The following is a 25,531-nucleotide window of genomic DNA, read 5'->3' as shown; positions in this document are numbered from 1 at the left end:
GGCCGATCGGCCTGGCACTATCCTGAGCACCATGGCAGCAGGGAAGGCCGCTTCCAAGGAAGCGAAGGCCGCGGCGAAGGCGGCGCGCAAGCAGCAGTCGAAGGAACGCAGGCAGCAGCTGTGGCAGGCGTTCCAGATGCAGCGCAAGGAAGACAAGCTGCTGCTCCCGCTGATGATCGGCTCGGTGCTCGGCAGCACCGTGCTGCTCTTCCTGATCGGGCTGATCTTCGGCATCCAGTGGTTCCTGCTGCCGCTCGGCGTCCTGCTCGGCGTCCTGCTCGCCTTCATCATCTTCGGCCGCCGGGTGCAGCGCACCGTCTACACCCGCGCCGAGGGCCAGGCGGGCGCCGCCGCCTGGGTGCTGGAGAACCTGCAGGGCAAGTGGCGGGTGAGCAACGGCGTCGCCGCCACCACCCAACTGGACGCGGTGCACCGGGTGATCGGGCTGCCCGGCGTCATCTTCGTCGCCGAGGGCAATCCACAGCGGGTGCGCTCGCTGCTGGCCCAGGAGAAGAAGCGCACCGCGAGGCTGATCGGCGACACCCCGATCTACGACGTGGTGATCGGCAACGACGAGGGCCAGGTGCCGCTCAAGGAGCTGCAGCGCTACCTGACCAAGCTGCCGCGCAACATCGACGCCAAGCGGATGGACAACATCGAGGGCAGGCTCTCCGCGCTCAGCTCGCGTAGCGGCCCCGCGCTGCCGAAGGGCCCGATGCCGGGCAACGCCAAGATGCGCGGCATGCAGCGCACCATCCGGCGCCGCTGATCAGCGCGACCGCACCAGCACGGTGCCGGTGGCGCGGTCGTGCATGCCGCGGCCGTCGGCATCGGTGAAGAGCGCGGGGATCACGAACACCAGCAGCGCCTGCCTGGCCAGCGCCCGGACGAAGCCGACCGGGACGGGGCCCTCGATCCGGCCCACCCGCAGCCGGGCGAAGTACTGGCCGGGGGTGAAGCCGAACAGGGTCACCGCGGCGATGCCGGTGACGAACCAGATGAGCAGCGGCAGATTGGCGTTCACCCCGCGCACGATCAGCGCGGAGATGCCGACCGCGATCATCCAGTCCAGGAAGACCGCGACCACCCGCCTGCCCATGCCGGCGACCGAGCCCGCGCCCCGCTCGGGCAGCCCGAACTGCTCGCCCCGATACCCCTCCGCGGCCGAGCCCCCCGGCTCCGCCGCGGGTCCGGACAGCCAGGAACCGGTGATACGCGCCATGAACCCAGAATAGGTCCCGTCGCGTACGCCCGATTCACCGGTGTAGCCGCATACCCGCAGTTAACTGGTGGCGCTGCGCGGGGCCTTCTCGCGGGACCGCTCTGTGCGGCATGTAGGCAAGGCCCTGCTCCGGCTGCCAGCACTTCGCTGGCGTCGCGGCGGCCCGCTGCCCGCGCACCGCGCGGACCAGCGGTTACACCCGGGCAATCACTATTCGGGCGCGGCCGCAAACCGGTGCCAACGTCGTGCGCTGGCCTTGCGCATGGCAGGATCGTCGAGGGTCCGGGGCGAGGCGGGCAACCTCACACCAATCGACGTACGTGTAACACTCGCGAAACACAGCCTTGATTGCCGGGAAACACCGCGTCCATACCGTCTCACGACGAACCCACGCAATCACCACGGGCTGGGAACCGATCGGTAAGGAGAACAAGTGACGTTCAGCACGGCCGACGAGGTCATCAAGTACATCGCGGAGCAGGAGGTCGAGTACGTCGATATCCGCTTCAGCGACCTGCCCGGTGTGCAGCAGCACTTCTCCATCCCGGGCAAGGCGTTCACCACCGATCTCGTCGAGGACGGTCTCGCCTTCGACGGCTCCTCCGTCCGTGGTTTCCAGTCCATCGACGAGTCGGACATGCTGTTGCTGCCCGACTTCAGCACCGCGCAGCTCGACCCGTTCCGCGCCGCCAAGACGCTGAACATCAACTTCTTCGTGCACGACCCCTTCACCCGCGAGGCGTACTCGCGCGACCCGCGCAACATCGCCCGCAAGGCCGAGGAGTACCTGCGCAGCACCGGCATCGCCGACACCGCGTACTTCGGTGCCGAGGCCGAGTTCTACATCTTCGACTCGATCCGCTACGACTCGGGCATCAACGGCTCGTTCTACGAGATCGAATCGGTCTCCGGCTCCTGGAACACCGGCGCCGAGCGCGACCCGGACGGCAAGCTGAACCGGGGCTACAAGGTCCGCAACAAGGGCGGCTACTTCCCGGTGGCGCCGTACGACCACTACGTCGACCTGCGCGACACGATCGCCACCAACCTGCAGAACGCCGGCTTCGAGCTGGAGCGCGGGCACCACGAGGTGGGCACCGCCGGTCAGGCCGAGATCAACTACAAGTTCAACACCCTGCTCGGCGCCGCCGACGACCTGCAGCTCTTCAAGTACATCGTGAAGAACACCGCCTGGGCCGAGGGCAAGACCGTCACCTTCATGCCGAAGCCGCTCTTCGGCGACAACGGCTCCGGCATGCACGCGCACCAGTCGCTGTGGAAGGACGGCAAGCCGCTCTTCCACGACGAGGCCGGCTACGGCGGCCTCTCCGACCTGGCGCGGCACTACATCGGCGGCATCCTGCACCACGCCCCGTCGCTGCTGGCCTTCACCAACCCGACGGTGAACTCCTACCACCGCCTGGTCCCCGGCTACGAGGCCCCCATCAACCTGGTGTACTCGCAGCGCAACCGCTCCGCCGCGGTCCGCATCCCGGTCACCGGCAACAACCCGAAGGCCAAGCGCATCGAGTTCCGCGCGCCGGACTCCTCGGGCAACCCGTACCTCGCCTTCGCCGCCATGCTGATGGCCGGGCTGGACGGCATCAAGAAGAAGATCGAGCCGCTCGCCCCCGTCGACAAGGACCTCTACGAGCTCCCGCCGGAGGAGGCCAAGGGCATCCCGCAGGCGCCAACCAGCCTGGCCTCGGTCATCGACCGCCTGGAGCAGGACCACGAGTACCTCACCGAGGGCAACGTCTTCACCGAGGACCTGATCGAGACCTGGATCACGCTCAAGCGCGAGAATGAGATCGCGCCGGTCAACCTGCGCCCGCACCCGTACGAGTTCGAGCTGTACTACGACGTGTAAGTCGTTCTGCGGTCAGGGTTCTCCGAAGCCCCGGCATTCCGATGGGGGATGCCGGGGCTTCGGTCCGTTCCGGGCCGCTCTGTCGCGGCTCGGAACGCCCTGCCCCGGTGGCGTCGTCGTCCGACGATAGCGGAGGGCGGGACATTACTATGCGAATAGTGGGTTATAAGCCAACTATCTGCATAGTGAAGGAGCAGGTTGAGTCAGCGGCGTCGTACATCACTACCGAGTGAACTGGCGCGCTCGCCGCTGCGAACCGTGCGGGCGAAAGACGCCGTCTCGCTGTACGCCCAACCGAGCCCCGAGCTGCTGCGGCTTGCCGGGCGGGGCCTGCTGCACCGGGTGGCGCACGGCTACTACGTCGTGGTGCCGCAGGAGCAGGTGGGACGACCGTGGCTGCCCGATCTCGAAGCCGCCGCGGCGGGGATCGCCTCGGCGATCTACGGGGCCGACCGGGCGGTGCTGATGGGGGTGAGCGCGGCGCGCCTGCTCGGGGCGATTCCGCGTGCCCTGGCCACCGCGGTGGTCGCGGTGCCGGCTCAGCACCGGCCGACCGCGCTGGCCGACCGCCGTGCCACCGTCCGGTTCGTGCGGCGCGATGTGGACGTGCTCGACTCGGAGCGGGTCCGGACATCGCTCGGTGGCGCGCTGGTGACGACCCCCGAGCAGACGGTGCTCGACCTGGCCCGGCGGCCGTCCCTCGGCGATGCGGAGCCGGACGTGCGCGCGGCGGTCGCCGCGCTCTATCGCCGCGGCGACCCCGATCGGCTCGCCGAACTCGCGGGGCCGCAGCGCCTCTCGGCGGCGCTGCGCCGCGCCGAGAGCTGGGTGCGGGAGGATCGGTGAATCCCGACGAGCGCGACGAGGTTGCAGCACGCTTCGGTGTGGCGCAGGAACAGGTGGAGCGCGACCACCTCATCTCCCACCTGCTGGCGGCGGCCTCCGACCGCTTCGGGGATCGGCTGCACTTCATCGGCGGCACGGCGCTCGCCCGGACCCACCTCGTGGCCGGACGTCTCAGCGAGGACATCGACCTCGTCGCGCTCGGTAGTCGCGCCGAGCTCGCCGCCGACCTGGATCGGATGCTTCCGCGCGCGGTGACGCGCAGCCATGGCCGGCTGACGACCGCTCCCGGACTCGCCGGTATCCGCGACACCGAGGCGGCCTTCGTGCGCACCGATGAAGGGCTGTCCATCAAGGTGCAGCTGCTGTCCTCGCGAGATCGAACGGTATGGCCCACGGAACTCCGTCCGCTGGAGCAGCGCTACAGCGACGCGCCGCTGGCGCGGTTGCTGGTGCCCACCTTGCCCGCCTTCGCTGCGGCGAAAACGGCCACCTGGCACGACCGCCGCGCTCCCCGTGATGTGGGATCTGTGGGCGCTCGCTGGAATCGGGGCCATCGGCCCGGCCGCGTCCCGCCTCTTCGTGCGCTACGGGCCAACGAATCGACCTCCCGGTGCTCACCTCTTCGATCGGCCGCCGCGGGAGGAGGAGTGGGTTTCGCAGCTGGCGGGGCAGACGCGGCTGACGACCACGGCGGCAACGGCGCTCGACATCGTGCGCGAGGCATGGGGCAGTGCGGTGGACGGTGAGAATCCGTTCACGCAAAGCGGTCCGTGAACCCTCCCGGCCTGGTTCGATGAGCAATCGATCCGCACTCATAGCGGGTGGACATCATCGAGCGGGAGGCTTCATGACCGATCAGTACGGGCACCCCCAGCAGTATCCGGCGCCGCCGCAGGGGCAGTACCCCGGTGGCTACGGGCCGCAGGGGTACGCACAGCCGCCGCGGAAGAAGGCCAGGTGGCCGTGGATTCTGGGCGGGATCGCGCTGGTGGTCCTGCTGGGCGTCGGCGGGTGCATGGCGCTGATCGCGGGAGCCGTGAACGAGGTGGACAGGGAGGCGAAGCGCGAGGTCGTCGTCGCCTACGAGGTGAACGGAAGCGGGGGCACCACGTCGGTGACGTACTCGGGGCGGGATTTCGACATCGCGCAGGAATCGGCGGCGCCGCTGCCGTGGAACAAGGCCGTCACCATCGACGGGCTCGGCAAGTACGTGAGCCTGACGGCGCAGAACGGGGCCGACGGCGAGGAACTCTCCTGCCGCATCCTGGTCGACGGCCGGGTGCTCTCCGAGCAGGCCTCGAGCGGCCCGTTCTCCATGGTCAGCTGCAGCGGGGACGCGGGCGGGGAGTGAGCGAGCCGGTCGGTGCGGCGATCACCCACCGACCGGCTCGACGGTTCAGCCGCCGAAGCGGGCCAGCACCGAGCCGGCCTCCTGCGAGGCGGTGCCCTCGTTCGCCAGATGCGCCATGGCGGGGGCGATCTCGCGGCCGTGGTGCGCCATGGCCTGGGCGTAGAGCCGGCCCGCGCGGTACGAGGAGCGGACCAGCGGCCCGGCCATCACGCCGGCGAAGCCGAGCTCCTCGGCCACCCGGGAGTGCTCGACGAACTCCTCCGGCTTCACCCAGCGGTCCACCGGGTGGTGCCGGGGGGACGGCCGCAGGTACTGGGTGATGGTGAGGATGTCGCAGCCCGCCTCGTGCAGGTCGCGCATGGCCTGGGTGACCTCGTCCGGCGTCTCGCCCATGCCGAGGATCAGGTTCGACTTGGTGACCAGCCCGGCCTCGCGGGCGGAGGTGAGCACCGACAGCGAGCGCTCGTAGCGGAACGCGGGGCGGATGCGCTTGAAGATCCGCGGCACCGTCTCCAGGTTGTGCGCGAGCACCTCGGGGCGGGCGGAGAAGACCTCGGCCAGCTGCTCGGGCACGGCGTTGAAATCCGGGATGAGCAGCTCGACCCCGGTGTTCGGATTCAGCGCCTTGATGGCGCGCACGGTCTCGGCGTAGAGCCAGGCGGCGCCGTCTGCCAGGTCGTCGCGGGCGACGCCGGTGATGGTGCTGTAGCGCAGCCCCATGGCCTGCACGCTCTCCGCCACCCGGCGGGGCTCGTCGCGGTCGAGCGCGGCCGGCTTGCCGGTGTCGATCTGGCAGAAGTCGCAGCGGCGGGTGCACTGCTCGCCGCCGATGAGGAAGGTGGCCTCGCGGTCTTCCCAGCACTCGAAGATGTTGGGGCAGCCGGCCTCCTCGCACACGGTGTGCAGCCCCTCGCGCTTCACCAGCCCCTTGAGCTCGGTGTACTCGGGGCCCATGGTGGCGCGGGTGCGGATCCAGTGCGGTTTGCGCTCGATCGGGGTCTCGGCATTGCGGGCCTCGATGCGGAGCAGCTTGCGGCCCTGGGGGGCGCGGGCGGCCTCGCCGGGGGTGGAGCGGGGCGCGGGAGTCTCGTGAGCGGTGGTCACTGTCTCGACCTTACGCCGTCGGCGCCGTGGCTCGGGAACGGGCGAGCGTGTGATCGCGCACGGGCAGCTCGCCGTCGAGCGCCTGCCCGATGGCAGCGGCCACCAGCGGCTTCAGCTCGGCGACGGTGACCTCGCGCCCCAGCTCCCTGGTCAGCGTGGTGACGCCGGCGTCCCTGATCCCGCACGGCACGATGGCCTGGAAGCCGTCCATCGCGGGGTTGCCGTTCAGCGAGATGCCGTGCAGCGCGACGCCGCGCTGCACCCGGACCCCGATGGCGGCGATCTTGCGCTCGGCGAGCGGCCCCGCGGCGGGCAGCCAGACCCCGGAGCGGCCCTCCACCCGGCCGCACTCGATGCCGAAGCCGGTGCAGACGCTGATCAGCGCCTCCTCCAGCCTGCGCACGTACTTCACCACGTCCACCGGCTCGGCCAGCCGGACGATCGGGTACCCGACCAGCTGTCCGGGCCCGTGCCAGGTGATCTTGCCGCCGCGGTCGACCTGCACCACCGGGCTGCCGTCGATCGGCAGGTCCTCGGCATCGGTGCGGCGGCCCGCGGTGTAGACGGAGGGGTGTTCGAGCAGCAGCAGCCGATCGACGCCGCGGCCCTCCGCGCGCTCGGCGGCGATCTCGCGCTGCCGGCGCCAGGCCCGGTGGTAGTCGATCAGCCCCAGATCCTCGACCACGATCGGGGTCGAGTCGATGCGGGCGGACGGTGTGGTGTTCACAGCGCCGACGTTACGCCCCGAGCCGGTGGTCGGGCTCGGGGACCGGGAGCGTGAGCTGCATGAGCGTGAGATCCATCCACAGGCCGAACTTTCTCCCCACCTCGGGGAGTTCCCCGACGATCCGGAAGCCGAACTGCTCGTGCAGTGCTATGGAGCCGGTGTTGCGGGACTCGATGGCGGCGATCACCGCGTGCACCGAACCCGACGCGCGGGCCCGCTCCAGCAGCGCGCCGAGCAGCGCCCGCGCCACCCCGCGGCGCTGGAAGCGCTCGGCCACGTAGACCGAGTTCTCCACGCTGTGCAGGTAGCCGAGCTTGGGGCGCCACTGCCCGTAACTGGCATAACCGGCGAGCTCGCCGTCGATCTCGGCCACCAGGATCGGGTGCCCGGCCGCGGCGCGCGCGGCGAACCACGCCTCCCGATCGTCGATGCCGACCTCGTCGACGTCCCAGATCGCCGTCGAAGCGGCGATATTGGCGTTGTGAATGACCAGAATCGCCGGTAGATCGGCTTCCACGGCATCGCGCACCTGCGCGCTGTGCCGATCGCGCGTGAGCGAGGGCCCGCCGTGGCCGGCCTCCGCCTCCCGGCCCGACTCGCTCACGCGCCGTCCCCCGCCGGATCGAAGAGGTCGGTCAGCGCGGTGCCGAGGGTCGGGTGGCGGAACACGTAGTCGCTCTCCTCCAGAACGGTCGGGATGGCGCGCGGTCCGCGCAGCACCGCCTCGTCGGCGAACTCGCCGATGGCGGCGCGCAGCACGAACGAGGGCACCACCAGCGGGGTCGGCCTGCGCAGCGCGCGGCCGAGCGCCCTGGTGAACTCGGCATTGGTGACCGGGGCCGGGCCGACCGCGTTCACCGGGCCGGCCACGCCGCTGTCGGTGAGCACGTGCCGGATCGCGCCGACCTCGTCGGCCAGCGAGATCCACGGCGTGTACTGCCTGCCGTCGCCGAAGCGCCCGCCGATGCCGAGCCCGAAGAGCGGGCGCAGCACGCCGAGCAGCCCGCCGGTGCGGGCGAGCACAAGGCCGCCGCGCAGCAGCACGGTCCTGACCCCGGCCGCGGCGGCCGGCGCGGTGGCCGCCTCCCAGTCCCGGCAGAGCGTGGCGAGGAATCCGGTTCCCGGCCGGGCGCTCTCGTCGATCACCCGGTCCCCGGTGGCGCCGCCGTAGATGTGCACGCCGCCCGCGTTGACGAGCACCGGGACCCCGGCGGCGGCGACCGCCCCCGCCAGCACGTCGGTCGGGGTGATCCGGCTGTCCCGCAGCTCCTGCTTGAACCGGCCGGTCCAGCGCTGGGCGTGGATATTGCGCCCGCACAGGTTGACGGCGGCGTCGGCCCCGCGCAGCGCCCGCCGGTCGAGCTCGGCGCGCGCGGGATCCCAGGCGAACTCGTCCGGTGCGGCGGGTTGCCGCCGCACCAGCCGGGCGACCTCGTGCCCGTCCCGGCGCAGCGCCGCGACGAGCGCCGTCCCGATCAGGCCGGACGAACCGGCGACAACGACCTTCATCGAGACGGCGGCCCTTCGCTACAGCCCCAGATCGGCCTCGAACGCGGCTTCCTCCAGCCGATGCCGGATGGTGGTGAGGAAGCGTCCCGCGTCCGCGCCGTCGATCAGGCGGTGGTCGTAGGTCAGGGGAAGGAACGCCATCGAACGGACGCCGATGGACTCGCTGCCGTTCTCGTCGGTCACCACCACCGGGCGCTTGACGATCGCGCCGGTGCCGAGCATGCCCGCCTGCGGCGGAACCAGGATCGGGGTGTCGAACAGCGCGCCCTGGCTGCCGATGTTGGTGATGGTGAAGGTGCCGCCGGAGAGCTCGTCCGGCTTCAGCCCGCCGTTGCGCGCCCGGCCGGCGATATCCGCGATGGCCCTGGCCAGCCCGGCCAGCGAGAGGTCGCTGGCGTTGTGGATGATCGGCGAGAGCAGCCCCTGCTCGGTGTCGACGGCGATGCCGAGGTGCACCGAGGCGTGGTAGCTGATCTGCTTGCTGGCGTCGTCGTAGCTGGCGTTCACGTTCGGGTGCACGCCGAGCGCCTCGACGACGGCCTTGGCGAAGAACGGAAGGAACGTGAGGTTCACGCCCTCGCGCTCCTTGAACGCCGCCTTGGCCTTCGCGCGCAGCGCCGCGATCCGGGTGACGTCGACCTCGTGCACCTGGGTGAGCTGCGCGGTGGTGCGCAGCGACTCCAGCGTCTTGGTCGCGGTGATCTGCCGGATCCGGTTCGCCTTCTGCGTGGTTCCGCGCAGGTGCGCCAGCTCGGGGGCGGGCTTCGGCTGCGCCTTCGGGGCGGCGGCCGCGGCGGGCTGCTGCTGCGCGGGCGCGGCGGCGGGCTCGGGTGCCTTCTTGGCCTCGGCCGCGGCCAGCACGTCCTGCTTGCGGATGCGGCCGCCGACGCCGGAGCCGCTCAGCTCGCCGAGATCGACGCCGTGCTCCTCGGCCAGCCTGCGTACCAGCGGGGTGACGTAGGGGGTGGCACCGGCGGCGGGCTCGCTCTTCGGGGCCTCGGCTTTCGCGGCGGGCGCGGGCGCGGGCTTCGAAGGCTTCTCTTCTTCCTTCGGCGCGGGGGCCTGCTCGGGCTCGGGTTCCGGCTCGGGCTCAGGCTGCGGGGCGGCCTCCTGCTTCGGCTCCGGGGCGGCCTCCTGCTTCGGCTCGGGGGCGGGCGCGGGCTCGGACTTCGGCGCCGGCGAACCGCTGCCGATCACGCCGAGCTGGCCGCCGACCGCGACGACATCGTCCTCCTCCGCGGTGATCTCGAGCAGCGTGCCCGCGACCGGGGAGGGAATCTCGGTGTCGACCTTGTCCGTGGAGACCTCGAGCAGCGGCTCGTCGACGGCGACCTCGTCGCCGATCGCCTTGAGCCAGCGGGTGACGGTGCCCTCGGTGACCGATTCGCCCAGCTCCGGCATCTTCACCGGGGTGCCGTCACCGGACCCCGAGGATGCGGCGGGCGCGCTCGGCTCGGGCTCGGGCTCCTCCTCGGCCGGGGCTTCCTCGGCGGGGGCCTCCTCGCTCGGCGCCTCTTCGGCGGCCGGAGCCGGGGCCTCGTCCGCGGCGGTGTCGCCGCCGCCCGCCTCCTCGCCTGCGTCGCCGATCACGCCCAGCTCGCCGCCGACCTCGATCACGTCGTCCTCCTGGGCGACGATCTTCGTCAGCACACCGGCGACCGGAGAGGGGATCTCGGTGTCGACCTTGTCGGTCGAGACCTCGAGCAGGGGCTCGTCGACCTCGACCGTGTCTCCTTCCTGCTTCAGCCACCTGGTGACCGTTCCCTCGGTGACGCTCTCACCAAGAGCTGGCATCTGGACGGAGAAGGCCATGTCCGTTGACTCCTTGACTGCTCGACGGGTCTACAACAGTTCGCTGCCCGGTGGGCGCCGCCACGGGTCGCGGCGGCTTCCGCGCGCGCTCGGCACCGGATCTGTGTGGTTTCTTGTACCGCGGTCCATCCTTGCACTCGCGCGCGTGGCATGCGGCACAGGGCGGGCAACTACCGGGCTCGGGCACTATGGAACTACCCGGTCGCGGCGGACGAACCCGCGGCCGTCGCCGACGAGGAGGAGATTCCGCGATGGGGCTGCTCGATCGCTTCCGTGGCGCCGCCGCCAGGGCCGGACGGGCAGCGCGGCCGGGCGGGCCGCGCGGCGAGGACGCCCGCTACCTGGCCGACTGGGTGCGCACGCACACCGGCGTCGAGGGCTATGTGGAGCCCAAGACCACCGTGACCGATGTCACGGTGGTCTTGATCGCCGCCGATGGGGAGTGGACCCGCCGGGTGGTCGGCGAGCGCGGCGCGCGCAGGCTCGGCGGCGATCTCGGGATCCCGGTCTACGACGTGGCGCGCACCGGCTACCCACAGCGCATGCGCGACCACGACGAGCGCGAGCGCATCCGGCGCAGGCGCGAACTGGAGCGCGAACTCGACGAGCTCTGAGGCGGCCCGCCGTGCCCGCCCCGCTCCACGCGGTGACCGATTCGCCGAGCCCGCGGCCGCCTACTCGGTGACCGGCTCGGCCGCGATCTCCTCCAGCACCGCTATCAGGGTGCGCACCGGGACGCCGGTCCCGCCCTTCCCGACGTAGCCGAAGGCGCCGCCGGTGTTGTAGGCCGGGCCCGCGATGTCGATGTGCGCCCACTGCACCCCCTCCGGCACGAACTCCTTCAGGAAGAGCGCGGCGGAGAGCATGCCGCCCCAGCGGTGACCGGCCACGTTGGCGATGTCGGCGACCTTGGAGTTCAGGTCGGCGCGCAGCTCCGACGGGAGCGGCATGGCCCAGCCGTTCTCGCCGACCGAGCGGGAGATCCCGGCCACCCGGTCACGGAACTCCTCGGTGCCCATGACGCCGGGCGTGCGGGTGCCGAGCGCGACCATCTGCGCGCCGGTGAGCGTGGCGACGTCGATCAGGAACTCCGGATCGTCCTCACCCGCGCGGACGATGGCGTCGGCCAGGATCAGCCTGCCCTCGGCGTCGGTGTTCAGCACCTCGACGGTGGTGCCGCCGTACTGGGTGAGCACGTCGCCGGGGCGCTGCGCGGTGGCGGAGGGCATGTTCTCCGCCATCGGCACCGTCGCGATGACCGTGATCGGCAGGCTCAGCCTGGCCGCGAGCAACGTCGTCGCGATGACCGCCGCGGCGCCGCCCATGTCGGAGGTCATGGCGTCCATGTTCGCGGCGGGCTTGATCGAGATGCCGCCGGTGTCGAAGGTGATGCCCTTGCCGATCAGCGCGACCCGGCGCGGCCCGCCCTCGTAGCTGATCCGGACCAGCCGCGGCGGCCGCGACGAGCCCTTGCCCACCCCGATCACGCCGCCGTAGCCGCCGGCCTCGAGCGCCTGCTCGTCCAGCACCTCGACGGTGAGCCCGGCGGCCTCGGCCAGTAGCGCGGCGCGGTCCGCGAACTCGGCGGGGAAGAGGTGGCTGGGCGGGGTGTTGACGAAGTCGCGGGCGGTGGCGACCGCCTCGGCGACCAGCTGGGCGCGGAACAGCGCCTCCGCGCCGAAGTCGGGGTCGGGAACGAGCAGCTCGACCCTGGCCACCGGGCCCTCGTCCGGCTTCGGTGCCGTCTTCGCCGAGCGGTACGGCGTGAAGGTGTAGGCGCCCAGGTAGAACCCCTCGGCGGCGGCGCCGAGATCGAGCCCGGAGAGCGTGCTGGCGATCTGCTCGGTGCCGCTCAGCGCGCGCGCCGCGACCCCGGCCGAGCGCCGGATCTGCTCGGCGTCCAGCTTCTCCGCCGAGCCGAGGCCGACGGCGAGCACGCTGGTGATGCCGTCCAGCCCGGCCGGGGCGGGCACCCGGGTGAGCTCCTCGGCCTTGCCTTTCGCGCCGACGGCGCCCAGCTGGTCGAGCAGGGTGGCGCGCTGCTCGGCGCTCAGCACGTCGGCGAACAGGTCGTCGGGCACGATCGCCGGGCCGTTCTCGGAGGAGGTGACGCCGATGACGAGCACATCGGTGTCGGGGCCGAGAGCGGTGGTACGAGCCAGTTCCGGGCCCAGTGGACGATCAGCAGCAGCGGTCATGGGCTCAGGCTACTGCGCTGCGGCGCGAGCCCGCCTTCCGGAGGAAACCAGCCGCTAAGCTGCCTCGGGTGACCGACACCGAGCTGCTCCGAGGCCCCATCGACGCCGTGCACACCGAGCTCGGGGCGACCTTCGCGCCGTTCGGCGGGTGGCGAATGCCGGTCTCCTACGCGGGCACGGTGCGCGAGCACGCGGCGGTGCGCGAGACGGTCGGGCTCTTCGACGTGAGCCACCTGGGCAAGGCGACGGTGCGCGGCCCCGGCGCGGCGGAGTTCGTGAACGGCGCCTTCACCAACGACCTCGACCGGATCCGGCCCGGCCGGGCGCAGTACACGCTGTGCTGCACCGAGGAGGGCGGCGTGGTGGACGACCTGATCGCCTACTTCGTGGGGCCGGACGAGATCTTCCTGGTCCCCAATGCGGCCAACACCACCGAAGTGGTGTCCCGGCTGCGCACGGCGAGCAGCGGCGGCGTCACGGTGACGGACGACCACCGGGCCTACGCGGTCTTCGCCGTGCAGGGCCCGCGCTCGCCCGCGGTGCTCGAAAGTCTCGGCCTGCCCGCCGATCTCGGCTACATGGCCTTCGCCGACGCCGAGTGGCGCGGCCGCGCGGTCCGGGTCTGCCGCACCGGCTACACCGGCGAGCACGGCTACGAGCTGCTGCCACGCTGGGACGATGCCGAGCCGGTCTTCCGCGCGCTGCTGGACGCGGTGCGCGCCGCGGGCGGGCAGCCGGCCGGGCTCGGCGCCCGCGACACCCTGCGCACCGAGATGGGGTACCCGCTGCACGGTCACGAGTTCGGGCCCGACATCAGTCCGCTGCAGGCGCGCTGCGGCTGGGCGGTCGGCTGGGCGAAGCCGCGGTTCTGGGGCAAGGCCGCGCTGGAGCGGGAGAAGGCCGCCGGACCGGCGCGGACCCTGCTCGGGCTGCGCGCCGTCGACCGCGGCGTGCTGCGCCGCGGGCAGCGCGTGCTGCGCGGCGACGAGGTGGTCGGGGAGACCACCTCCGGCACCTTCTCGCCGACCCTGGAGCGCGGCATCGCGCTCGCGCTGCTCGACACCGCGGCCGGGCTGGAGCCGGGCGCCGAGGTCACCGCGGATGTGCGCGGCAGGCGGCTGCGCTGCGCCGTGGTTCGGCCGCCGTTCGTGGACGCGCGCCCCGCCTGATCAGGCCGCCCCGATAGGATCGGGGGCATGACCGCCGCTGCACAGTTCACCCGTATTCCGCATCCGGCCCGCACTCCGGGGGAGCGGGTACAGGAGATCCTGGCGGCGCCCGGCTTCGGCAGGTACTTCACCGACCACATGGTCTCCATCGACTACCGGGACGGCGGCTGGACCGACGCCAGGGTCGAGCCGTACGCGCCGCTGCAGATGGATCCGGCCACCATGGTCTTCCACTACGGCCAGGCCATCTTCGAGGGGCTCAAGGCCTACCGGCAGGCCGACGGCAGCATCGCGTGCTTCCGGATCGACGCCAATGCCGCGCGCTTCCGGCGCTCGGCGCGCCGGCTGGCGATGGCCGAGCTACCGGACGAGCTCTTCATCGAGTCGGTGCGCGCGCTGCTCGCGGCGGACGGCGACTGGGTGCCCGCCGCGGGTGGCGAGGAATCGCTCTACCTGCGGCCCTTCATGTTCGCCACCGAGGCGGGGCTCGGCGTCAAGCCCGCCTCCTCCTACAAGTACCTGCTGCTCGCCTCGCCGGCCGGCGCCTACTTCCCGCGCGGCGTGAAGCCGGTGAAGGTGTGGCTCTCCACCGAGTACGTGCGCGCCGCGCCCGGCGGCACCGGCGAGGCCAAGGTGGCGGGCAACTACGCCTCCTCGCTGCTCGCCCAGGCCGAGGCGACCGAGAAGGGCTGCGACCAGGTGGTCTGGCTGGACGCCGTCGAGCGCGCCTACGTCGAGGAGATGGGCACCAACAACCTGTTCTTCGTCTTCGGCTCCGGCTCGGAGGCCACGCTGGTGACGCCGGAGCTCTCCGGCTCGCTGCTGCCCGGCATCACCCGCGACTCGCTCATCACGCTCGCCGCCGACGCCGGGTACCGGGTCGAGGAGCGCAAGGTCTCGGTGCGCGAGTGGCTGGACGGCGCGGCCTCCGGCGCGATCACCGAGGTGTTCGGCTGCGGCACCGCGGCGGTCATCACCCCGGTCGGCTGGGTGCGTTCGCCCGAAGGCGAAGTCGCCATCGGCGGCGGCGAGCCGGGCGAGGTCACCCTGGCGTTGCGCGACACCCTGACCGGCATTCAGCGCGGCACCTTCGCCGACACCCACGACTGGCTCTTCCGCTTCTGACCGAGGCCGCCCGGCCCTGCCGTCCGGAACGACGGACAGGGCTGCTGGGCGTGTGCTGGGCTCAGCCCGGCATCAGCATGTGCCATTCGTCCAGCGTCTGCGGGCGCATCACGTAGTTGTTGTCGCGCACCGCGGTCAGCGGCGCGCTCGGCTCCTGCGAGTACCAGTGCCCGGGATAGACGACCGGGTCGCCGCGCAGCCCGGCGAGATGCCGCAGGCTGCGGAACATCTCGTCGGAATCGCCACCGGGGAAATCGGTGCGGCCGCAGCCGTCGATGAACAGGGTGTCACCCGCGACGAGCCGGTTCTCGAACAGGAAGCACTGGCTGCCCGGCGTGTGCCCGGGTGTGTGTAACAATTCGATCTCGAAAGTCCCGACGCTGAGCTTGTCGCCGTGCTCGTGGCCGGTGAATTCGCTTTCGGCGATGCCGGTGACATTGGCGACCCAGGTCAGCTCGGCGTTGTTCACGTGCACCGGGACGCTGGTCTTCTCGAGCAGTTCGCGCACGCCGCGCAGGGTGAAGCCGAGCATGCTGCCGCCGACGTGGTCCGGGTGGTGGTGCGTGGCGAGCACGCCGGTGAGACGCAGGCCGTCGGCCTCGGCGAGGTCGACGAGATCGCCCGCCGCATAGGCGGGATCGACGACGACGCACTCTCCGGTCTCCCGGTCGCCGATCAGGTACGCGAAATTCCGCATCTGCGTCGCGATCGGATCGCCGACGGCGAAATCCCGGCCGGACAGCAGCTGGCGGAAGTACAGGCGCTCGGAAGGCATGGCGTCCACCTTATTGTGCGACCCAGACGATGCGTGCGAGTCGGCCGGAAAATGTCCACTGACCCAGACTGTGGTGGTCGACACGTTTGGGTGAAACTCGTGCGGAAAGGATGGGAAGAGGTTGCCGGACGGTGGCCTTTCCGTTGCCGGAAACAACCGGGCGGGCGTGCCGGGTAATAGCTGAATTGCACTGGTCGCGAGGTATATCTCCGAATTCCCGGCCGGGTATCGGGTTTTCGGTCGGCTCAGCCGAGGGTGAGGAGCACGGCGGTGGTCGCGGTCGCGAATTCGACTGCTGCGCCGAGCACGTCGCCGGAGAGCCCCTCGAAACGGCGGACGCAATGCTGCGTCAGCAACGCAGCGGCGGTGAGTGCCGCGGCGACCGCCAGCGGGCCGTGCCAGGGCGCGGTGCCGGGCAGCAGGGCGGCCGCGGCGAGTGCGGCGAGCGCCCACAGGGCGGCGGTCAGCGGACGCTGGGTTGCGGCGACCAGGGCGCCGAAGCCGGTGTCCGGAGCGGCGGGGGCGCGCACGCACGCGATGACCGCGGCGACCCGGCCGGTGGCGACGGCGAGCAGCACGCCCGCCCAGAGCCCGGCGTCCGCGAGTGCCGCGAAGGCGAAGGCCTGGGTCAGGACGGCCATCAGGAGCGCGGCCGTGCCGAAGGGGCCGATCCCGCCGTCCCTCATGATGCGGCGGGCGCGCTCGGGCGGGCCGTAGCAGCCGAGGCCGTCGGCGGTGTCGGCCAGGCCGTCGAGGTGCATGCCGCGCGTGCCCGCGGCGAGCGCGCCGACCGTGAGCAGCCCCGCGAGGATCGAGGTCGCGCCCGCCGCGGTGAGCGCCCACAGGACCGCTGCGGCCGCGGCGCCGAGCAGAAGCCCTGCGACGGGCGCCGCGGCGATGGCCTGGCCTGCCGCTCTGCGGTCGATCTCGCCCGGCCCGCGCGCGGGGAGCACGGTGAGCCAGGACAGTGCGAGCCGCACTCCGGTGATCACCGGGTCCCGCCGCGGCCGGCCACGGCGCCGGTGCCGAGCACCACGCGCGGGTCGGCCCGGTGCGCGCCGGGTGTCCGGCTCACTTCCGCAGGTTCGCTGCGGGAGCGGCGGTTTCGGCCCCGGTGCTGACGCCCGCGTCAGCGAAGGTGGCCATCTCGCCGAGCGCGGCGACGGCGGCGCGGAGCAGGGGGAGCGCGGTGAGCGCGCCCGACCCCTCGCCGAGGCGCATGTCCAGTTCGAGCAGCGGCTCCAGGTGCAGGTGGCGCAGCGCCAGCCGGTGCGCGGGCTCGGTGGAGCGGTGCCCGGCCACCCACCACGCCTTGGCGCCGTCGGCCAGATCCTCGGCGACCAGCGCGGCGGCGGTCACCACCAGGCCGTCCAGCACGACCGGGGTGCGCCTGGCGGCGGCGCGGGCCAGGAAGCCGGTGATGGCGGCGATGTCGGCACCGCCGCCGACGCGCAGCAGCGCCACCGGCTGCTGCTTGGCGACCGGGCGGATCCGGCGCATGGTGTCCCGGATGGCGGCCAGCTTGCGGCTCCAGCCGGCATCGTCGATCCCGGTGCCGCGGCCGATGGCGGCCACCGGCTCGGTGCCGGTGAGCGTGGCGATCAGCGCGGTGGCCGGTGTGGTGTTGCCGATCCCCATGTCGCCGGCGATCAGCAGGTCGGCGCCCGCGTCGATCTCCTCGTCCGCGATGGCGCGGCCCGCGTCCAGCGCGGCGCGCACCTCGTCCTCGCCGAGCGCGTCCTCCCGGTCCACCGAGCCGCTGCCGCGGCGCACCTTGTGCGCGGAGACGGCCGGGTCGGTGTCGGCGTCCACCGCGATGTCGACCACCCGGACGGTCGCGCCCGCTACGGCAGCCAGCGCGTTCACCGCGGCGCCACCGTCGAGGATGTTCGCGACCATCTGCGCGGTCACCTCACTCGGGTACGCCGAGACGCCGTGCCGCGCGACCCCGTGATCTCCGGCGAAGACCACCACCCGCGCCCGCTCGAACTGCGCGGGCGGGCAGGCGCTCTGGCAGGCCGCGACCCAGTTCCCCAGTTCCTCGAGCCGGCCGAGCGCGCCCGCGGGTTTGGTGAGCTGCGCCTGGCGCGCCACGGCGGCCGCGCGCACGAGGGCGTCGGGAGCGGAGACCGGTTCGAATCCGTGTGTCACTGTCAGCCTTTCCGCGTGCTTCCGGCGCGGGGCCGGTGGCCCCGCGCTGCCGCTCCATAGTGTCCGATGCGGGCGGTGGCTATTTCACCCGCATCGGAATCCCGGCCACCACCAGCACCACCTCGTCGCAGACCAGGGCCAGGCGCTGGTTGAGGGCGCCGATCTCGTCCCGGAAGAGCCGGCCGGAGCGGGTCGCCGGGATCACCCCGAGCCCGACCTCCGGGCTGACCAGCACCAGCCGGTGCCGGTAGCCGTCGACCGCGGCGACGAGGGCATCGGCCGCAGGCGCGACGGTGCCGCGCGGCGCCTCCCAGGCGTCGAGCGCGTCGATCCGGGCGGTGAGCCAGGTGCCGATGTCGTCCACCAGGGTCGCCGGGGGAGCATCGGCGGGCTCGGTGAGGACGGCGGCCGGGTCGGCGCTCTCCAGCACCTCCCACGTCGCGGGCCTGCGGGCCCGGTGCCCGGCGATCCGCTCGGCGAAGTCGCGGTCCGCGGGGTCGGGGACGGCGGTCGCGAGGTAGCGGACCGGGCCGTCGCCGGCCAGCCGCTCGGCGTGCGCGGACTTGCCGGAGCGCGCGCCGCCCAGCACCAGTGTGCGCGGCCCGGCGGGGGAGTCACCCATGCCGCGCAGGCTACCGGGGCTCGCCGCCGAACCGGCGCCGGTACTCGGTGGGCGCGATCCCGACCTGGCGCTGGAAGTGGTGCCGCAGCAGCGCCGCCGAGCCGAACCCGGCCAGCCCGGCGATCCGCTCCAACCCGTCGTCGGAGTCCTCCAGCAGGTGCTTGGCGTAGAGCACGCGCTGGGTGGTGAGCCATTTCACCGGGGTGGTCCCGGTCTCGGCGGCGAAGCGGCGCGCGAAGGTCCGGGTGGACATGCGCGCGCGGGCGGCCAGCTCCTCGACGGTGTGCTGGTGCTCCAGGTGCTCGCTCATCCAGGTCAGGGTGGTGCCGAGGCTGTCCGAGGTGCAGTCGGCGACCGGGCGCTCGATGAACTGCCGCTGCCCGCCGTCGCGCTGCGGGGGGACCACCATCCGCCTGGCGATGCCGTTCGCGGCGGCGCTGCCGATCTCCCGGCGCACCAGGTGCAGGCAGGCGTCGATCCCGGCCGCGGTGCCCGCGCTGGTGACCAGGTTGCCCTCGTCGACGAAGAGCACGTCCGGGTCGACCGTCGCGGCCGGGTAGCGGGCGGCGAGGTCGTCCACGTAGCGCCAGTGCGTGGTGCACTTGCGGCCGTCGAGCAGCCCGGCCTCGCCTGCCAGGAAGGCGCCGGAGCAGACGGTGAGCACGATGGCGCCCGCGTCGGCGGCTCCGCGCACCGCGTCGACCAGCCTGGGGTCGAGGCCGTCGTCGAGCGCGGTCACCGGGAAGGCGGGGACGGCGACGAGATCGGCCCCGGCCAGCTGGTCGAGGCTGTAGTCCGGGGTGACGGTGACGCCGGGCGTCGAGGAGCGCAGCGGCCGCCCCGGGTCGGCGCCGCAGACCCGGAAGTCGAAGCCGGGCAGCCCCTGCTCGGTGCGGTCCAGCCCGAAGACCTCGCAGACCACGCCGAACTCGAACATGGCCATGTTCTGCGCGAGCACGACGGCAACCTTCTGCAGCATGGCATCAGGGTAGCTGGCCGGATATTTACGAACAATGTCAGAGCTGCCACTTTCGGCGGGATATGAACGGGCGAAAAATTACTGCCATGATTGGTTTCCTGCTCGTCCTCGCCGTCGTCCTGCTGCTCGGAGCGCTCATCGCCGCCGGTCCCGCCCGGGCCGGCTCCGGTGCCGTCCAGGATCGGGACGCCGAACGGTTCCGCGCCGACCTGGCGGCGCTCTCCACCCGGGTCGGTCACCACCGGTGACCCGGCCCCCGAAACAGAACGGCCCGCCGGTAGCACCGACGGGCCGTTCTCGTGGGCGGGAGGTCAGACCGGGTCGCCCGGGGTGAGCCGCGGCTTGGGCGCGCGCATCTTGCGGATCTGCGAGGCGCGCACGAAGGCGTACCAGCCGAGTTTGAAGCCGGTGTCGGTGGTGTCCGGGTAGCGCTCGCGCACCCGGTTGTTGATGATCCGGCCGAGGAAGACGCCCTCCGCGATCATGAACGCCATCATCACCAGCATGGCCAGCGTGACGATGGTCTGCAGCCCGGGCGCGGCGAACATGGAGAGGATCAGCACCAGCGCCATCGGCATGAACAGCCCGACCAGGTTGCGCCTGGCGTCGACGATGTCGCGCACGTGCGCGCGCACCGGGCCGCGGTCGCGCGGCAGCAGGTACTTGTCCTCGCCTGCCAGCATGCGCTCGCGGCGGTCCTGGGCGGCGGCGCGGCGCTCGGCGGCGGCCACCTTCCGCGCGGCCCGGTCGCCGCGGTTCGCCTTGCGGCGGGCGCGCGCTTCCTTGGAGGTCATCGGGGCGGGGGCGACCGGGCCGCGCTTGCGGGCCTCGGCATCCCGGCGCCTCGGGGTGGGGCGGCCCTTGCCCGCGGTGGCGGTGGCCGCCGCCGGAACCGCGCCTTCGCTCGCGTCCGCCGTGGTGACGGCGGTCGCGTCGGTGGTATCGGACTCGCCACGACGGAACAACTTCACCCGACCAGGCTATTCGATGACGCGGATCACGCGATACTCCGGTCCCGGGCAGCACGGAAGTGCCAGCGGGTGGCAAGATGGAATAGCGGCCCGACGAGTGGCGTTGAACCTGCCCGACCGGCACGATTCGGCGTGCATCGCTCGCGGGCGACCACAGCTGTCCCTAGGAGAGTCCATGACTGTGCAGAACGAGACCGCAACCGCCACCCACGGCGTGAAGCTGACCGACGCTGCCGCCGCCAAGGCGAAGGCGCTGCTGGACCAGGAGGGCCGCGACGATCTCGCGCTGCGGATCGCGGTGCAGCCGGGTGGCTGCGCGGGCCTGCGTTACCAGCTCTTCTTCGACGACCGCAACCTGGACGGCGATCTCACCGTCGAGTTCGCCGGCGTCGCGCTCGCGGTGGACCGGATGAGCGCGCCGTACGTCGAGGGCGCCTCGATCGACTTCGTCGACACCATCGAGAAGCAGGGCTTCACCATCGACAACCCCAACGCCACCGGCTCCTGCGCCTGCGGCGACTCCTTCAACTGACGATCGATTGATACGGTTGGGCCGGGACGTGAGTCCCGGCCCAACGCCGTCGCGTGCCGCTCACGCGGGCCGCCCACCGTCGAAGGACTCCGCTTCGTGACCATCGCTGTCTCCGCGTCCATCGCGACCGACCACCTCATGCGTTTTCCCGGGCGGTTCGCGGACGCGCTCCTCGCCGATCAGCTCGAGCACGTCTCCCTGAGCTTCCTCGTGGAGGACCTGCAGATCCGGCGCGGCGGCGTCGCGGGCAACATCGCCTACGCCATCGGCCAGCTCGGCGGTACCCCGCTGCTGGTCGGCGCGGTCGGCGCCGACTTCGGCGAGTCCTACCGGGGCAAGCTGGAGGCGAGCGGGGTCGACTGCTCCGCGGTCCGGATCTCCGACTCCGCGCACACCGCCCGCTTCGTCTGCACCACCGACGACGACATGGCGCAGATCGCCTCCTTCTACCCCGGCGCCATGAGCGAATCCCGCGACATCGGGATCGGTGAGCTCGCCGAGCGCCACGACTTCGACCTGGTGCTTGTGGGCGCCAACGATCCCGAGGCGATGCTGCGGCACACCACCGAGTGCCGCGAACTGGGGATTCGATTCGCAGCCGACCCTTCGCAACAGCTCGCGCGGCTCGACGGGGACCAGGTGGTGCAGTTGATCGACGGCGCCGACTATCTCTTCACCAACCGGTACGAGTGGGCGCTGCTGCTGCAGAAGACCGGGCTCACCGAGGAGGAGGTCGCCGCGCGCGTCGGCATCCGGGTGACCACGCTCGGCGGTGACGGCGTCCTCGTCGTCGACAGGGACGGCACCTCCGTCGAGGTCGGCGTCGTGCCGGAGAACACCAAGGTCGAGCCGACCGGCGTCGGCGATGCCTTCCGCGCCGGGTTCCTCACCGGGCACACCGCCGGGCTCAGCCTCGAGCGCGCCGCCCAGCTCGGCTCGCTCGTCGCGGTGCTCGTGCTGGAGACCATGGGCACCCAGGAGTGGGCGCTGGACAAGGTCGACGCCGTCGAGCGGCTCACCAAGGCGTACGGGCCCGAGGCCGCGGCCGAGATCGAGCGCGTGCTCTGAGCTCTGTTCCGTCCGGCGAAGGCGCTCTCGCTCACGCGGGGCGCCTTCGCCTGGTTTCCAGAGAGAGTCGACGTGGGGGTGAACCCCCACACCCCCGCCCCTCCGGGGCGTAGCGCCAGTCGGCCTGCGGGGACGCTGAGCGTGGGGCGGCAGCCCCCGGGGGGTGCGGGGGCGGAGCCCCGTGAGACTTCCGCACCCGGCGAAAGACCTAGAGCGAGACCGGGTAGGTCGGCTCCTGGATCTCGGGCTTGATCCGCTGCTCGACGAAGACCCCGTGCCACACCATGAAGACGAGCAGCGTCCAGAGCCGGCGGCTGTGATCGGAACGGCCCTCGCGGTGCTCGGCGAGCATCCGGGAGACGGCGGCCTTGTCCAGCAGGTGGTCGGTCTGCGAGTCGGCGATCTGGGCGCGCGCCCAATCGTGCAGCTCGGTGCCGCGCAGCCAGTGTCGCAGCGGGACCGGGAAGCCGAGCTTGGCCCGATGCAGCACGTGCGGGGGAACGATCCCCTCCAGCGCCTGGCGCAGCGCGTACTTGGTGGTGTCGGGGCTGATCTTCTGCTCGTAGGGCAGCCCCTCGGCCGCCTTCAGCACCTCGGTGTCGAGGAAGGGGACGCGCAGCTCCAGCGAGTTCGCCATGGTCATCTTGTCGGCCTTGACCAGGATGTCGCCGCGCAGCCAGGTGAAGAGGTCGAGGTGCTGCATGCGGGTGACCGGGTCCCAGCCGCGGGAGCGGTCGTAGATCGGGGCGGTGACGTCGCGGTGCGTCCACTCCGGCCGGAACTCGCGCAGCACCGAGCGCAGCTGCGCGTCGCTGAAGCTGCGCGCGTTGCCGTAGTACCGCTCCTCCAGGGTGAGCGAGCCGCGGTGCAGCAGGCTCTTGCCGCGGGTGCCTTCGGGGATCCGCTCCGAAAGCCGCCCGGCGAGCCTGCGCAGCCCGCGCGGCAGCCGTTCGAACGGCTGCAGCGAGAGCGGCTCGCGGTAGATGGTGTACCCGCCGAAGAGCTCGTCCGCGCCCTCGCCGGAGAGCACCACCTTGACGTGCTTGCGCGCCTCCTTGGCCACGAAGTACAGCGGCACCAGCGCCGGGTCGGCCACCGGGTCGTCCAGGTACCAGACGATCTCCGGGATGGCGGCGGCGAACTCGGCGGGCGAGACCACCTTGACGATGTGCCGCGCGCCGATCGCCGCGGCGCTCTCCGCGGCCACGTCGACCTCGGAGTACCCCTCGCGCTCGAACCCGGTGGTGAAGGTGATCAGCCCGGGGTTGTGCCGCATGGCGAGCGCCGCGATCGCGGTGGAGTCGATGCCGCCGGAGAGGAACGACCCGACGGTCACGTCGGCGCGCATGTGCTTGGCGACCGAGTCCTCCAGCGCGGCCGCGATCTCGCGGTAGCGGTCCTGCGGGTCGCCGGTGAACGGCCGCACCGGGAAGCGCGGCTCGAAGTAACGGGTGACCTCCGGCGCCGCGCCGGGGCGGACGGTGGCGTAGCTGCCGGACTCCAGCCGCCGGATGTCGGCGTGCAGCGTCTCCGGTTCCGGCACGTACTGCAGCACGGTGTAGTGCTCCAGCGCGCGCGGGTCGAGCTCGTCGCCGAGGCCGAGCGCGGGCAGCAGCTCGAGCAGGCTCTTCTTCTCGCTGCCGAAGGCGGTGCCGCCGGGGCCGGTGGCCAGGAAGAGCGGCTTGATGCCGAACGGGTCGCGGGCGAGGAAGAGCTCGCCGGTCTCGGTGTCCCAGATCGCGAAGGCGAACATGCCGCGCAGCCTGCGCACCGCCTCCGGGCCCCAGTAGTGGAAGGCCGCGGCGATGGCCTCGCTGTCACCCTCGGTGCGGAAGATCGGCTCGTCGCCGAACTCGGCGCCGTGCGCGGCGGCCAGCTCCTCGCGCAGCTCCAGGTAGTTGTAGATCTCGCCGTTGAAGGTCAGCGCGTAGCGCTCGCGGTTCTCGGCCGGACCCCAGCGCAGCGGCTGGTGCGAGTGCTCGATGTCGATGATCGACAGCCGGTTGAAGCCGAAGATGACGTGGTCGTCGTGCCAGGTGCCGCGCTCGTCGGGCCCGCGATGGCGGACGCAGTGCAGGGCGTCGTACACCCGCTCCACGGTGTCCGGTGCCGCCACGTCGGAAGTCAGAAAGCCGAGCAGTCCACACACGGTGTCGGCACCCTCGATTCGGTCGGCCGGGGCTGCTCCCCGGGGAAGTCGAAATGTTCTGCCCGAGTATGCCGCACCCGCCGGGGCGGCGCGGTGTGCGGACCGCCCGCGCGGGAACCTCCCGGTCGTGCGTGTCGAAGCCGACCCGGCGGCGACCGGGGCGCCGGTTTGGTCTACGCTGCGTAGTACTCAGGACATTTTCAGGTGCCCTGAATCAGTCGGGATGTGTGGCGACCAGGAAGGCGTGAGCGTGGCGCACAAGGCGAGCGAAGAGATCGGGGCACGCCCCGTCGGAGGTCGGCGGAGCCGCGTCCTTCGCCGGGCCGGGCTGGTGGTGTCCCTCGGGATGACCGCCCTGCTCGTCTCCGGCTGCTCGATCGACAATGTTTGGCTGCGCTTCGGCTGGCCGTCCGGGGTCACCCCGCAGGCCGAGCGGATGCGCGAGCTGTGGACCTGGTCGGTCATCGCCGCGCTGGCGATGGGCGTGCTGGTCTGGGGCCTGACCTTCTGGACCGTCGTGTTCCACCGGAAGAAGCCGGACTCCCCGGAGTTCCCCAGGCAGACCGGGTACAACGTGCCGCTGGAGCTCACCTACACGGCGATCCCGTTCGTCATCATCGCGGTGCTCTTCTACTTCACCGTCGTGGTGCAGAACTACGTGCACGAGAAGGTGCCGGACCCGGACGTCACGGTCGACGTCACCGCCTTCCAGTGGAACTGGAAGTTCGGCTACCGGAACGTCGACTTCAAGGACGGCTTCCGCTACGACGGCATCGACACCGTGCGCGAGGGCCAGGCGCAGGAGCAGCTGGAGGCGTACAAGGAGCGGGTGGACGAGGAGCACGGCCACCCGCAGCCCGGCCCGGTGCACGGCAAGCCGGCCAACGACATCCTCTCCTACCTGCACTACGACAAGGTCGAGACGATCGGCTCCAGCACCGAGGTGCCGGTGCTCGTGCTGCCGACCGGCAAGGTGATCGAGTTCCAGCTCGCCGCCGCCGACGTCATCCACGCCTTCTGGGTACCGGAGTTCCTGTTCAAGCGGGACGTCATGCCGAACCCCAAGGAGAATCACTCCGACAACGTCTTCCAGATCACCGAGATCGAGAAGGAGGGCGCCTTCGTCGGCCGCTGCGCGGAGATGTGCGGCACCTTCCACTCGATGATGAACTTCGAGGTGCGCGCCGTCTCGCCGGAGAAGTTCACCCGGTACCTCGAGGCGCGGCAGCAGGGCCGGACCAACGCCGAGGCGCTGGAGTCCATCGGCGAGTCGCCGGTGGCCACCTCCACCCGGCCGTTCGACACCGAGCGCACGACGAAGACCGCGGTCGCGGCCGAGAGCAAGTGAGGG

26 protein-coding genes are annotated in these 25,531 nt (G+C 71.8%); 12 read left to right on the top strand and 14 right to left on the bottom strand.

From position 1 onward, the window contains the following. Window positions 1-31: 31 nt before the first annotated feature. Entirely contained in the window at window positions 32-769 is a 738-nt protein-coding gene (locus ACFO0B_RS29135) for a DUF4191 domain-containing protein (protein WP_378616481.1), read from the top strand. On the opposite strand, the gene ACFO0B_RS29130 is transcribed toward ACFO0B_RS29135, so the two are convergent. Next, window positions 770-1,222, bottom strand: a complete 453-nt coding sequence (locus ACFO0B_RS29130) for an RDD family protein (protein WP_378616479.1) — start codon at window positions 1,220-1,222, stop codon at window positions 770-772. Between the two features lie 433 nt (window positions 1,223-1,655). On the opposite strand from ACFO0B_RS29130, the gene glnA reads away from it, so the two are divergent. The 4 genes from glnA (at window position 1,656) to ACFO0B_RS29110 (ending at window position 5,289) form a co-directional block, all read left to right on the top strand. Then, window positions 1,656-3,092 carry a type I glutamate--ammonia ligase gene (gene glnA / locus ACFO0B_RS29125; RefSeq protein ID WP_378616477.1) on the top strand — a complete coding sequence of 479 codons (1,437 nt, stop codon included), beginning with the start codon at window positions 1,656-1,658 and terminating at the stop codon, window positions 3,090-3,092. 249 nt (window positions 3,093-3,341) lie between these two features. Next, window positions 3,342-3,938 (top strand): type IV toxin-antitoxin system AbiEi family antitoxin, encoded by a 597-nt coding sequence (locus ACFO0B_RS29120; RefSeq protein ID WP_378617279.1) that lies wholly within the window; start codon window positions 3,342-3,344, stop codon window positions 3,936-3,938. Then, entirely contained in the window at window positions 3,935-4,684 is a 750-nt protein-coding gene (locus ACFO0B_RS29115) for a nucleotidyl transferase AbiEii/AbiGii toxin family protein (protein WP_378616474.1), read from the top strand. Before ACFO0B_RS29120 ends, ACFO0B_RS29115 begins: the two co-directional genes overlap by 4 nt. A gap of 101 nt (window positions 4,685-4,785) precedes the next feature. Beyond that, a complete protein-coding gene (locus ACFO0B_RS29110) occupies window positions 4,786-5,289 on the top strand; it encodes an MmpS family transport accessory protein (protein WP_378616472.1) in 504 nt (167 codons plus the stop codon). A gap of 45 nt (window positions 5,290-5,334) precedes the next feature. Here ACFO0B_RS29110 and lipA read toward each other — a convergent pair whose 3' ends face one another. From lipA to sucB, 5 genes are all read right to left on the bottom strand, one after another. Beyond that, window positions 5,335-6,393: a lipoyl synthase gene (lipA, locus tag ACFO0B_RS29105; protein ID WP_378616470.1), complete on the bottom strand. Its 1,059-nt coding sequence runs from the start codon at window positions 6,391-6,393 to the stop codon at window positions 5,335-5,337. 10 nt (window positions 6,394-6,403) lie between these two features. Then, window positions 6,404-7,120, bottom strand: a complete 717-nt coding sequence (lipB, locus tag ACFO0B_RS29100; RefSeq protein WP_378616468.1) for a lipoyl(octanoyl) transferase LipB — start codon at window positions 7,118-7,120, stop codon at window positions 6,404-6,406. A gap of 10 nt (window positions 7,121-7,130) precedes the next feature. Continuing rightward, the gene (locus ACFO0B_RS29095; protein WP_378617277.1) at window positions 7,131-7,649 is read right to left on the bottom strand and encodes a GNAT family N-acetyltransferase; all 519 of its coding nucleotides are present in this window, start codon (window positions 7,647-7,649) and stop codon (window positions 7,131-7,133) included. 71 nt (window positions 7,650-7,720) lie between these two features. Next, entirely contained in the window at window positions 7,721-8,629 is a 909-nt protein-coding gene (locus tag ACFO0B_RS29090; RefSeq protein ID WP_378616466.1) for a TIGR01777 family oxidoreductase, read from the bottom strand. An 18-nt stretch (window positions 8,630-8,647) separates the two neighbouring features. Further along, window positions 8,648-10,441, bottom strand: coding sequence for a 2-oxoglutarate dehydrogenase, E2 component, dihydrolipoamide succinyltransferase (gene sucB / locus ACFO0B_RS29085; RefSeq protein ID WP_378616464.1), 1,794 nt, complete (start codon window positions 10,439-10,441; stop codon window positions 8,648-8,650). Window positions 10,442-10,692: 251 nt separating this feature from the next. Between sucB and ACFO0B_RS29080 the strand changes: the two genes are divergently transcribed. Further along, window positions 10,693-11,055: an oxidoreductase gene (locus tag ACFO0B_RS29080; RefSeq protein ID WP_378616462.1), complete on the top strand. Its 363-nt coding sequence runs from the start codon at window positions 10,693-10,695 to the stop codon at window positions 11,053-11,055. Between the two features lie 60 nt (window positions 11,056-11,115). Here ACFO0B_RS29080 and ACFO0B_RS29075 read toward each other — a convergent pair whose 3' ends face one another. Continuing rightward, entirely contained in the window at window positions 11,116-12,639 is a 1,524-nt protein-coding gene (locus ACFO0B_RS29075; RefSeq protein ID WP_378616460.1) for a leucyl aminopeptidase, read from the bottom strand. A gap of 68 nt (window positions 12,640-12,707) precedes the next feature. Here ACFO0B_RS29075 and gcvT point away from each other — a divergent pair, with 68 nt between their 5' ends. Together gcvT and ACFO0B_RS29065 are read left to right on the top strand one after the other, a co-directional pair. Next, window positions 12,708-13,808: a glycine cleavage system aminomethyltransferase GcvT gene (gcvT, locus tag ACFO0B_RS29070; RefSeq protein ID WP_378616458.1), complete on the top strand. Its 1,101-nt coding sequence runs from the start codon at window positions 12,708-12,710 to the stop codon at window positions 13,806-13,808. 27 nt (window positions 13,809-13,835) lie between these two features. Next, window positions 13,836-14,933 carry a branched-chain amino acid aminotransferase gene (locus ACFO0B_RS29065; protein WP_378616456.1) on the top strand — a complete coding sequence of 366 codons (1,098 nt, stop codon included), beginning with the start codon at window positions 13,836-13,838 and terminating at the stop codon, window positions 14,931-14,933. A gap of 61 nt (window positions 14,934-14,994) precedes the next feature. On the opposite strand, the gene ACFO0B_RS29060 is transcribed toward ACFO0B_RS29065, so the two are convergent. The 5 genes from ACFO0B_RS29060 to ACFO0B_RS29040 all read right to left on the bottom strand — a co-directional run bounded on the left by ACFO0B_RS29060 (window position 14,995) and on the right by ACFO0B_RS29040 (window position 19,460). Further along, window positions 14,995-15,708 (bottom strand): MBL fold metallo-hydrolase, encoded by a 714-nt coding sequence (locus ACFO0B_RS29060; protein WP_378616454.1) that lies wholly within the window; start codon window positions 15,706-15,708, stop codon window positions 14,995-14,997. 245 nt (window positions 15,709-15,953) lie between these two features. After that, on the bottom strand, window positions 15,954-16,697 hold the full coding sequence (locus tag ACFO0B_RS29055) for an adenosylcobinamide-GDP ribazoletransferase (protein WP_378617275.1): 744 nt from the start codon (window positions 16,695-16,697) through the stop codon (window positions 15,954-15,956). Between the two features lie 82 nt (window positions 16,698-16,779). Further along, a complete protein-coding gene (gene cobT, locus ACFO0B_RS29050; RefSeq protein WP_378616452.1) occupies window positions 16,780-17,859 on the bottom strand; it encodes a nicotinate-nucleotide--dimethylbenzimidazole phosphoribosyltransferase in 1,080 nt (359 codons plus the stop codon). A 79-nt stretch (window positions 17,860-17,938) separates the two neighbouring features. Further along, window positions 17,939-18,481, bottom strand: a complete 543-nt coding sequence (locus tag ACFO0B_RS29045) for a bifunctional adenosylcobinamide kinase/adenosylcobinamide-phosphate guanylyltransferase (protein ID WP_378616450.1) — start codon at window positions 18,479-18,481, stop codon at window positions 17,939-17,941. A gap of 10 nt (window positions 18,482-18,491) precedes the next feature. Continuing rightward, window positions 18,492-19,460, bottom strand: coding sequence for a helix-turn-helix domain-containing protein (locus ACFO0B_RS29040; RefSeq protein WP_378616448.1), 969 nt, complete (start codon window positions 19,458-19,460; stop codon window positions 18,492-18,494). Window positions 19,461-19,546: 86 nt separating this feature from the next. On the opposite strand from ACFO0B_RS29040, the gene ACFO0B_RS29035 reads away from it, so the two are divergent. Then, window positions 19,547-19,708, top strand: coding sequence for a hypothetical protein (locus ACFO0B_RS29035; protein WP_378616447.1), 162 nt, complete (start codon window positions 19,547-19,549; stop codon window positions 19,706-19,708). Between the two features lie 63 nt (window positions 19,709-19,771). Here the strand turns inward: ACFO0B_RS29035 and ACFO0B_RS29030 are convergent, their stop codons facing one another. After that, on the bottom strand, window positions 19,772-20,431 hold the full coding sequence (locus tag ACFO0B_RS29030; RefSeq protein WP_378616445.1) for a DUF3043 domain-containing protein: 660 nt from the start codon (window positions 20,429-20,431) through the stop codon (window positions 19,772-19,774). A 175-nt stretch (window positions 20,432-20,606) separates the two neighbouring features. Here ACFO0B_RS29030 and ACFO0B_RS29025 point away from each other — a divergent pair, with 175 nt between their 5' ends. Continuing rightward, the gene (locus ACFO0B_RS29025; RefSeq protein WP_233016704.1) at window positions 20,607-20,963 is read left to right on the top strand and encodes a HesB/IscA family protein; all 357 of its coding nucleotides are present in this window, start codon (window positions 20,607-20,609) and stop codon (window positions 20,961-20,963) included. Between the two features lie 96 nt (window positions 20,964-21,059). After that, entirely contained in the window at window positions 21,060-22,031 is a 972-nt protein-coding gene (locus ACFO0B_RS29020) for a carbohydrate kinase family protein (protein WP_378616443.1), read from the top strand. 208 nt (window positions 22,032-22,239) lie between these two features. Here ACFO0B_RS29020 and asnB read toward each other — a convergent pair whose 3' ends face one another. Beyond that, window positions 22,240-24,180 (bottom strand): asparagine synthase (glutamine-hydrolyzing), encoded by a 1,941-nt coding sequence (gene asnB, locus ACFO0B_RS29015; RefSeq protein ID WP_378616441.1) that lies wholly within the window; start codon window positions 24,178-24,180, stop codon window positions 22,240-22,242. A 223-nt stretch (window positions 24,181-24,403) separates the two neighbouring features. On the opposite strand from asnB, the gene ctaC reads away from it, so the two are divergent. Then, entirely contained in the window at window positions 24,404-25,528 is a 1,125-nt protein-coding gene (gene ctaC / locus ACFO0B_RS29010; protein ID WP_449289809.1) for an aa3-type cytochrome oxidase subunit II, read from the top strand. Window positions 25,529-25,531: the final 3 nt, after the last annotated feature.

This window comes from Nocardia jiangsuensis (assembly GCF_042650385.1).
GTDB classification, from domain to species: domain Bacteria; phylum Actinomycetota; class Actinomycetes; order Mycobacteriales; family Mycobacteriaceae; genus Nocardia; species Nocardia jiangsuensis.
This window is presented reverse-complemented; position numbering and strand designations above follow the sequence as displayed.

What these genes read in the sequence shown, in the direction of transcription:
- ACFO0B_RS29135 (WP_378616481.1), top strand. Translation starts at nt 32, where the DNA reads ATGGCAGCAGGGAAGGCCGCTTCCAAGGAAGCGAAGGCCGCGGCGAAG.
- ACFO0B_RS29130 (WP_378616479.1), bottom strand. Translation starts at nt 1,222, where the DNA reads ATGGCGCGTATCACCGGTTCCTGGCTGTCCGGACCCGCGGCGGAGCCG.
- ACFO0B_RS29110 (WP_378616472.1), top strand. Translation starts at nt 4,786, where the DNA reads ATGACCGATCAGTACGGGCACCCCCAGCAGTATCCGGCGCCGCCGCAG.
- ACFO0B_RS29090 (WP_378616466.1), bottom strand. Translation starts at nt 8,629, where the DNA reads ATGAAGGTCGTTGTCGCCGGTTCGTCCGGCCTGATCGGGACGGCGCTC.
- sucB (WP_378616464.1), bottom strand. Translation starts at nt 10,441, where the DNA reads ATGGCCTTCTCCGTCCAGATGCCAGCTCTTGGTGAGAGCGTCACCGAG.
- ACFO0B_RS29080 (WP_378616462.1), top strand. Translation starts at nt 10,693, where the DNA reads ATGGGGCTGCTCGATCGCTTCCGTGGCGCCGCCGCCAGGGCCGGACGG.
- ACFO0B_RS29075 (WP_378616460.1), bottom strand. Translation starts at nt 12,639, where the DNA reads ATGACCGCTGCTGCTGATCGTCCACTGGGCCCGGAACTGGCTCGTACC.
- ACFO0B_RS29065 (WP_378616456.1), top strand. Translation starts at nt 13,836, where the DNA reads ATGACCGCCGCTGCACAGTTCACCCGTATTCCGCATCCGGCCCGCACT.
- ACFO0B_RS29060 (WP_378616454.1), bottom strand. Translation starts at nt 15,708, where the DNA reads ATGCCTTCCGAGCGCCTGTACTTCCGCCAGCTGCTGTCCGGCCGGGAT.
- ACFO0B_RS29045 (WP_378616450.1), bottom strand. Translation starts at nt 18,481, where the DNA reads ATGGGTGACTCCCCCGCCGGGCCGCGCACACTGGTGCTGGGCGGCGCG.
- ACFO0B_RS29040 (WP_378616448.1), bottom strand. Translation starts at nt 19,460, where the DNA reads ATGCTGCAGAAGGTTGCCGTCGTGCTCGCGCAGAACATGGCCATGTTC.
- ACFO0B_RS29035 (WP_378616447.1), top strand. Translation starts at nt 19,547, where the DNA reads ATGATTGGTTTCCTGCTCGTCCTCGCCGTCGTCCTGCTGCTCGGAGCG.
- ACFO0B_RS29025 (WP_233016704.1), top strand. Translation starts at nt 20,607, where the DNA reads ATGACTGTGCAGAACGAGACCGCAACCGCCACCCACGGCGTGAAGCTG.
- ctaC (WP_449289809.1), top strand. Translation starts at nt 24,404, where the DNA reads ATGTGTGGCGACCAGGAAGGCGTGAGCGTGGCGCACAAGGCGAGCGAA.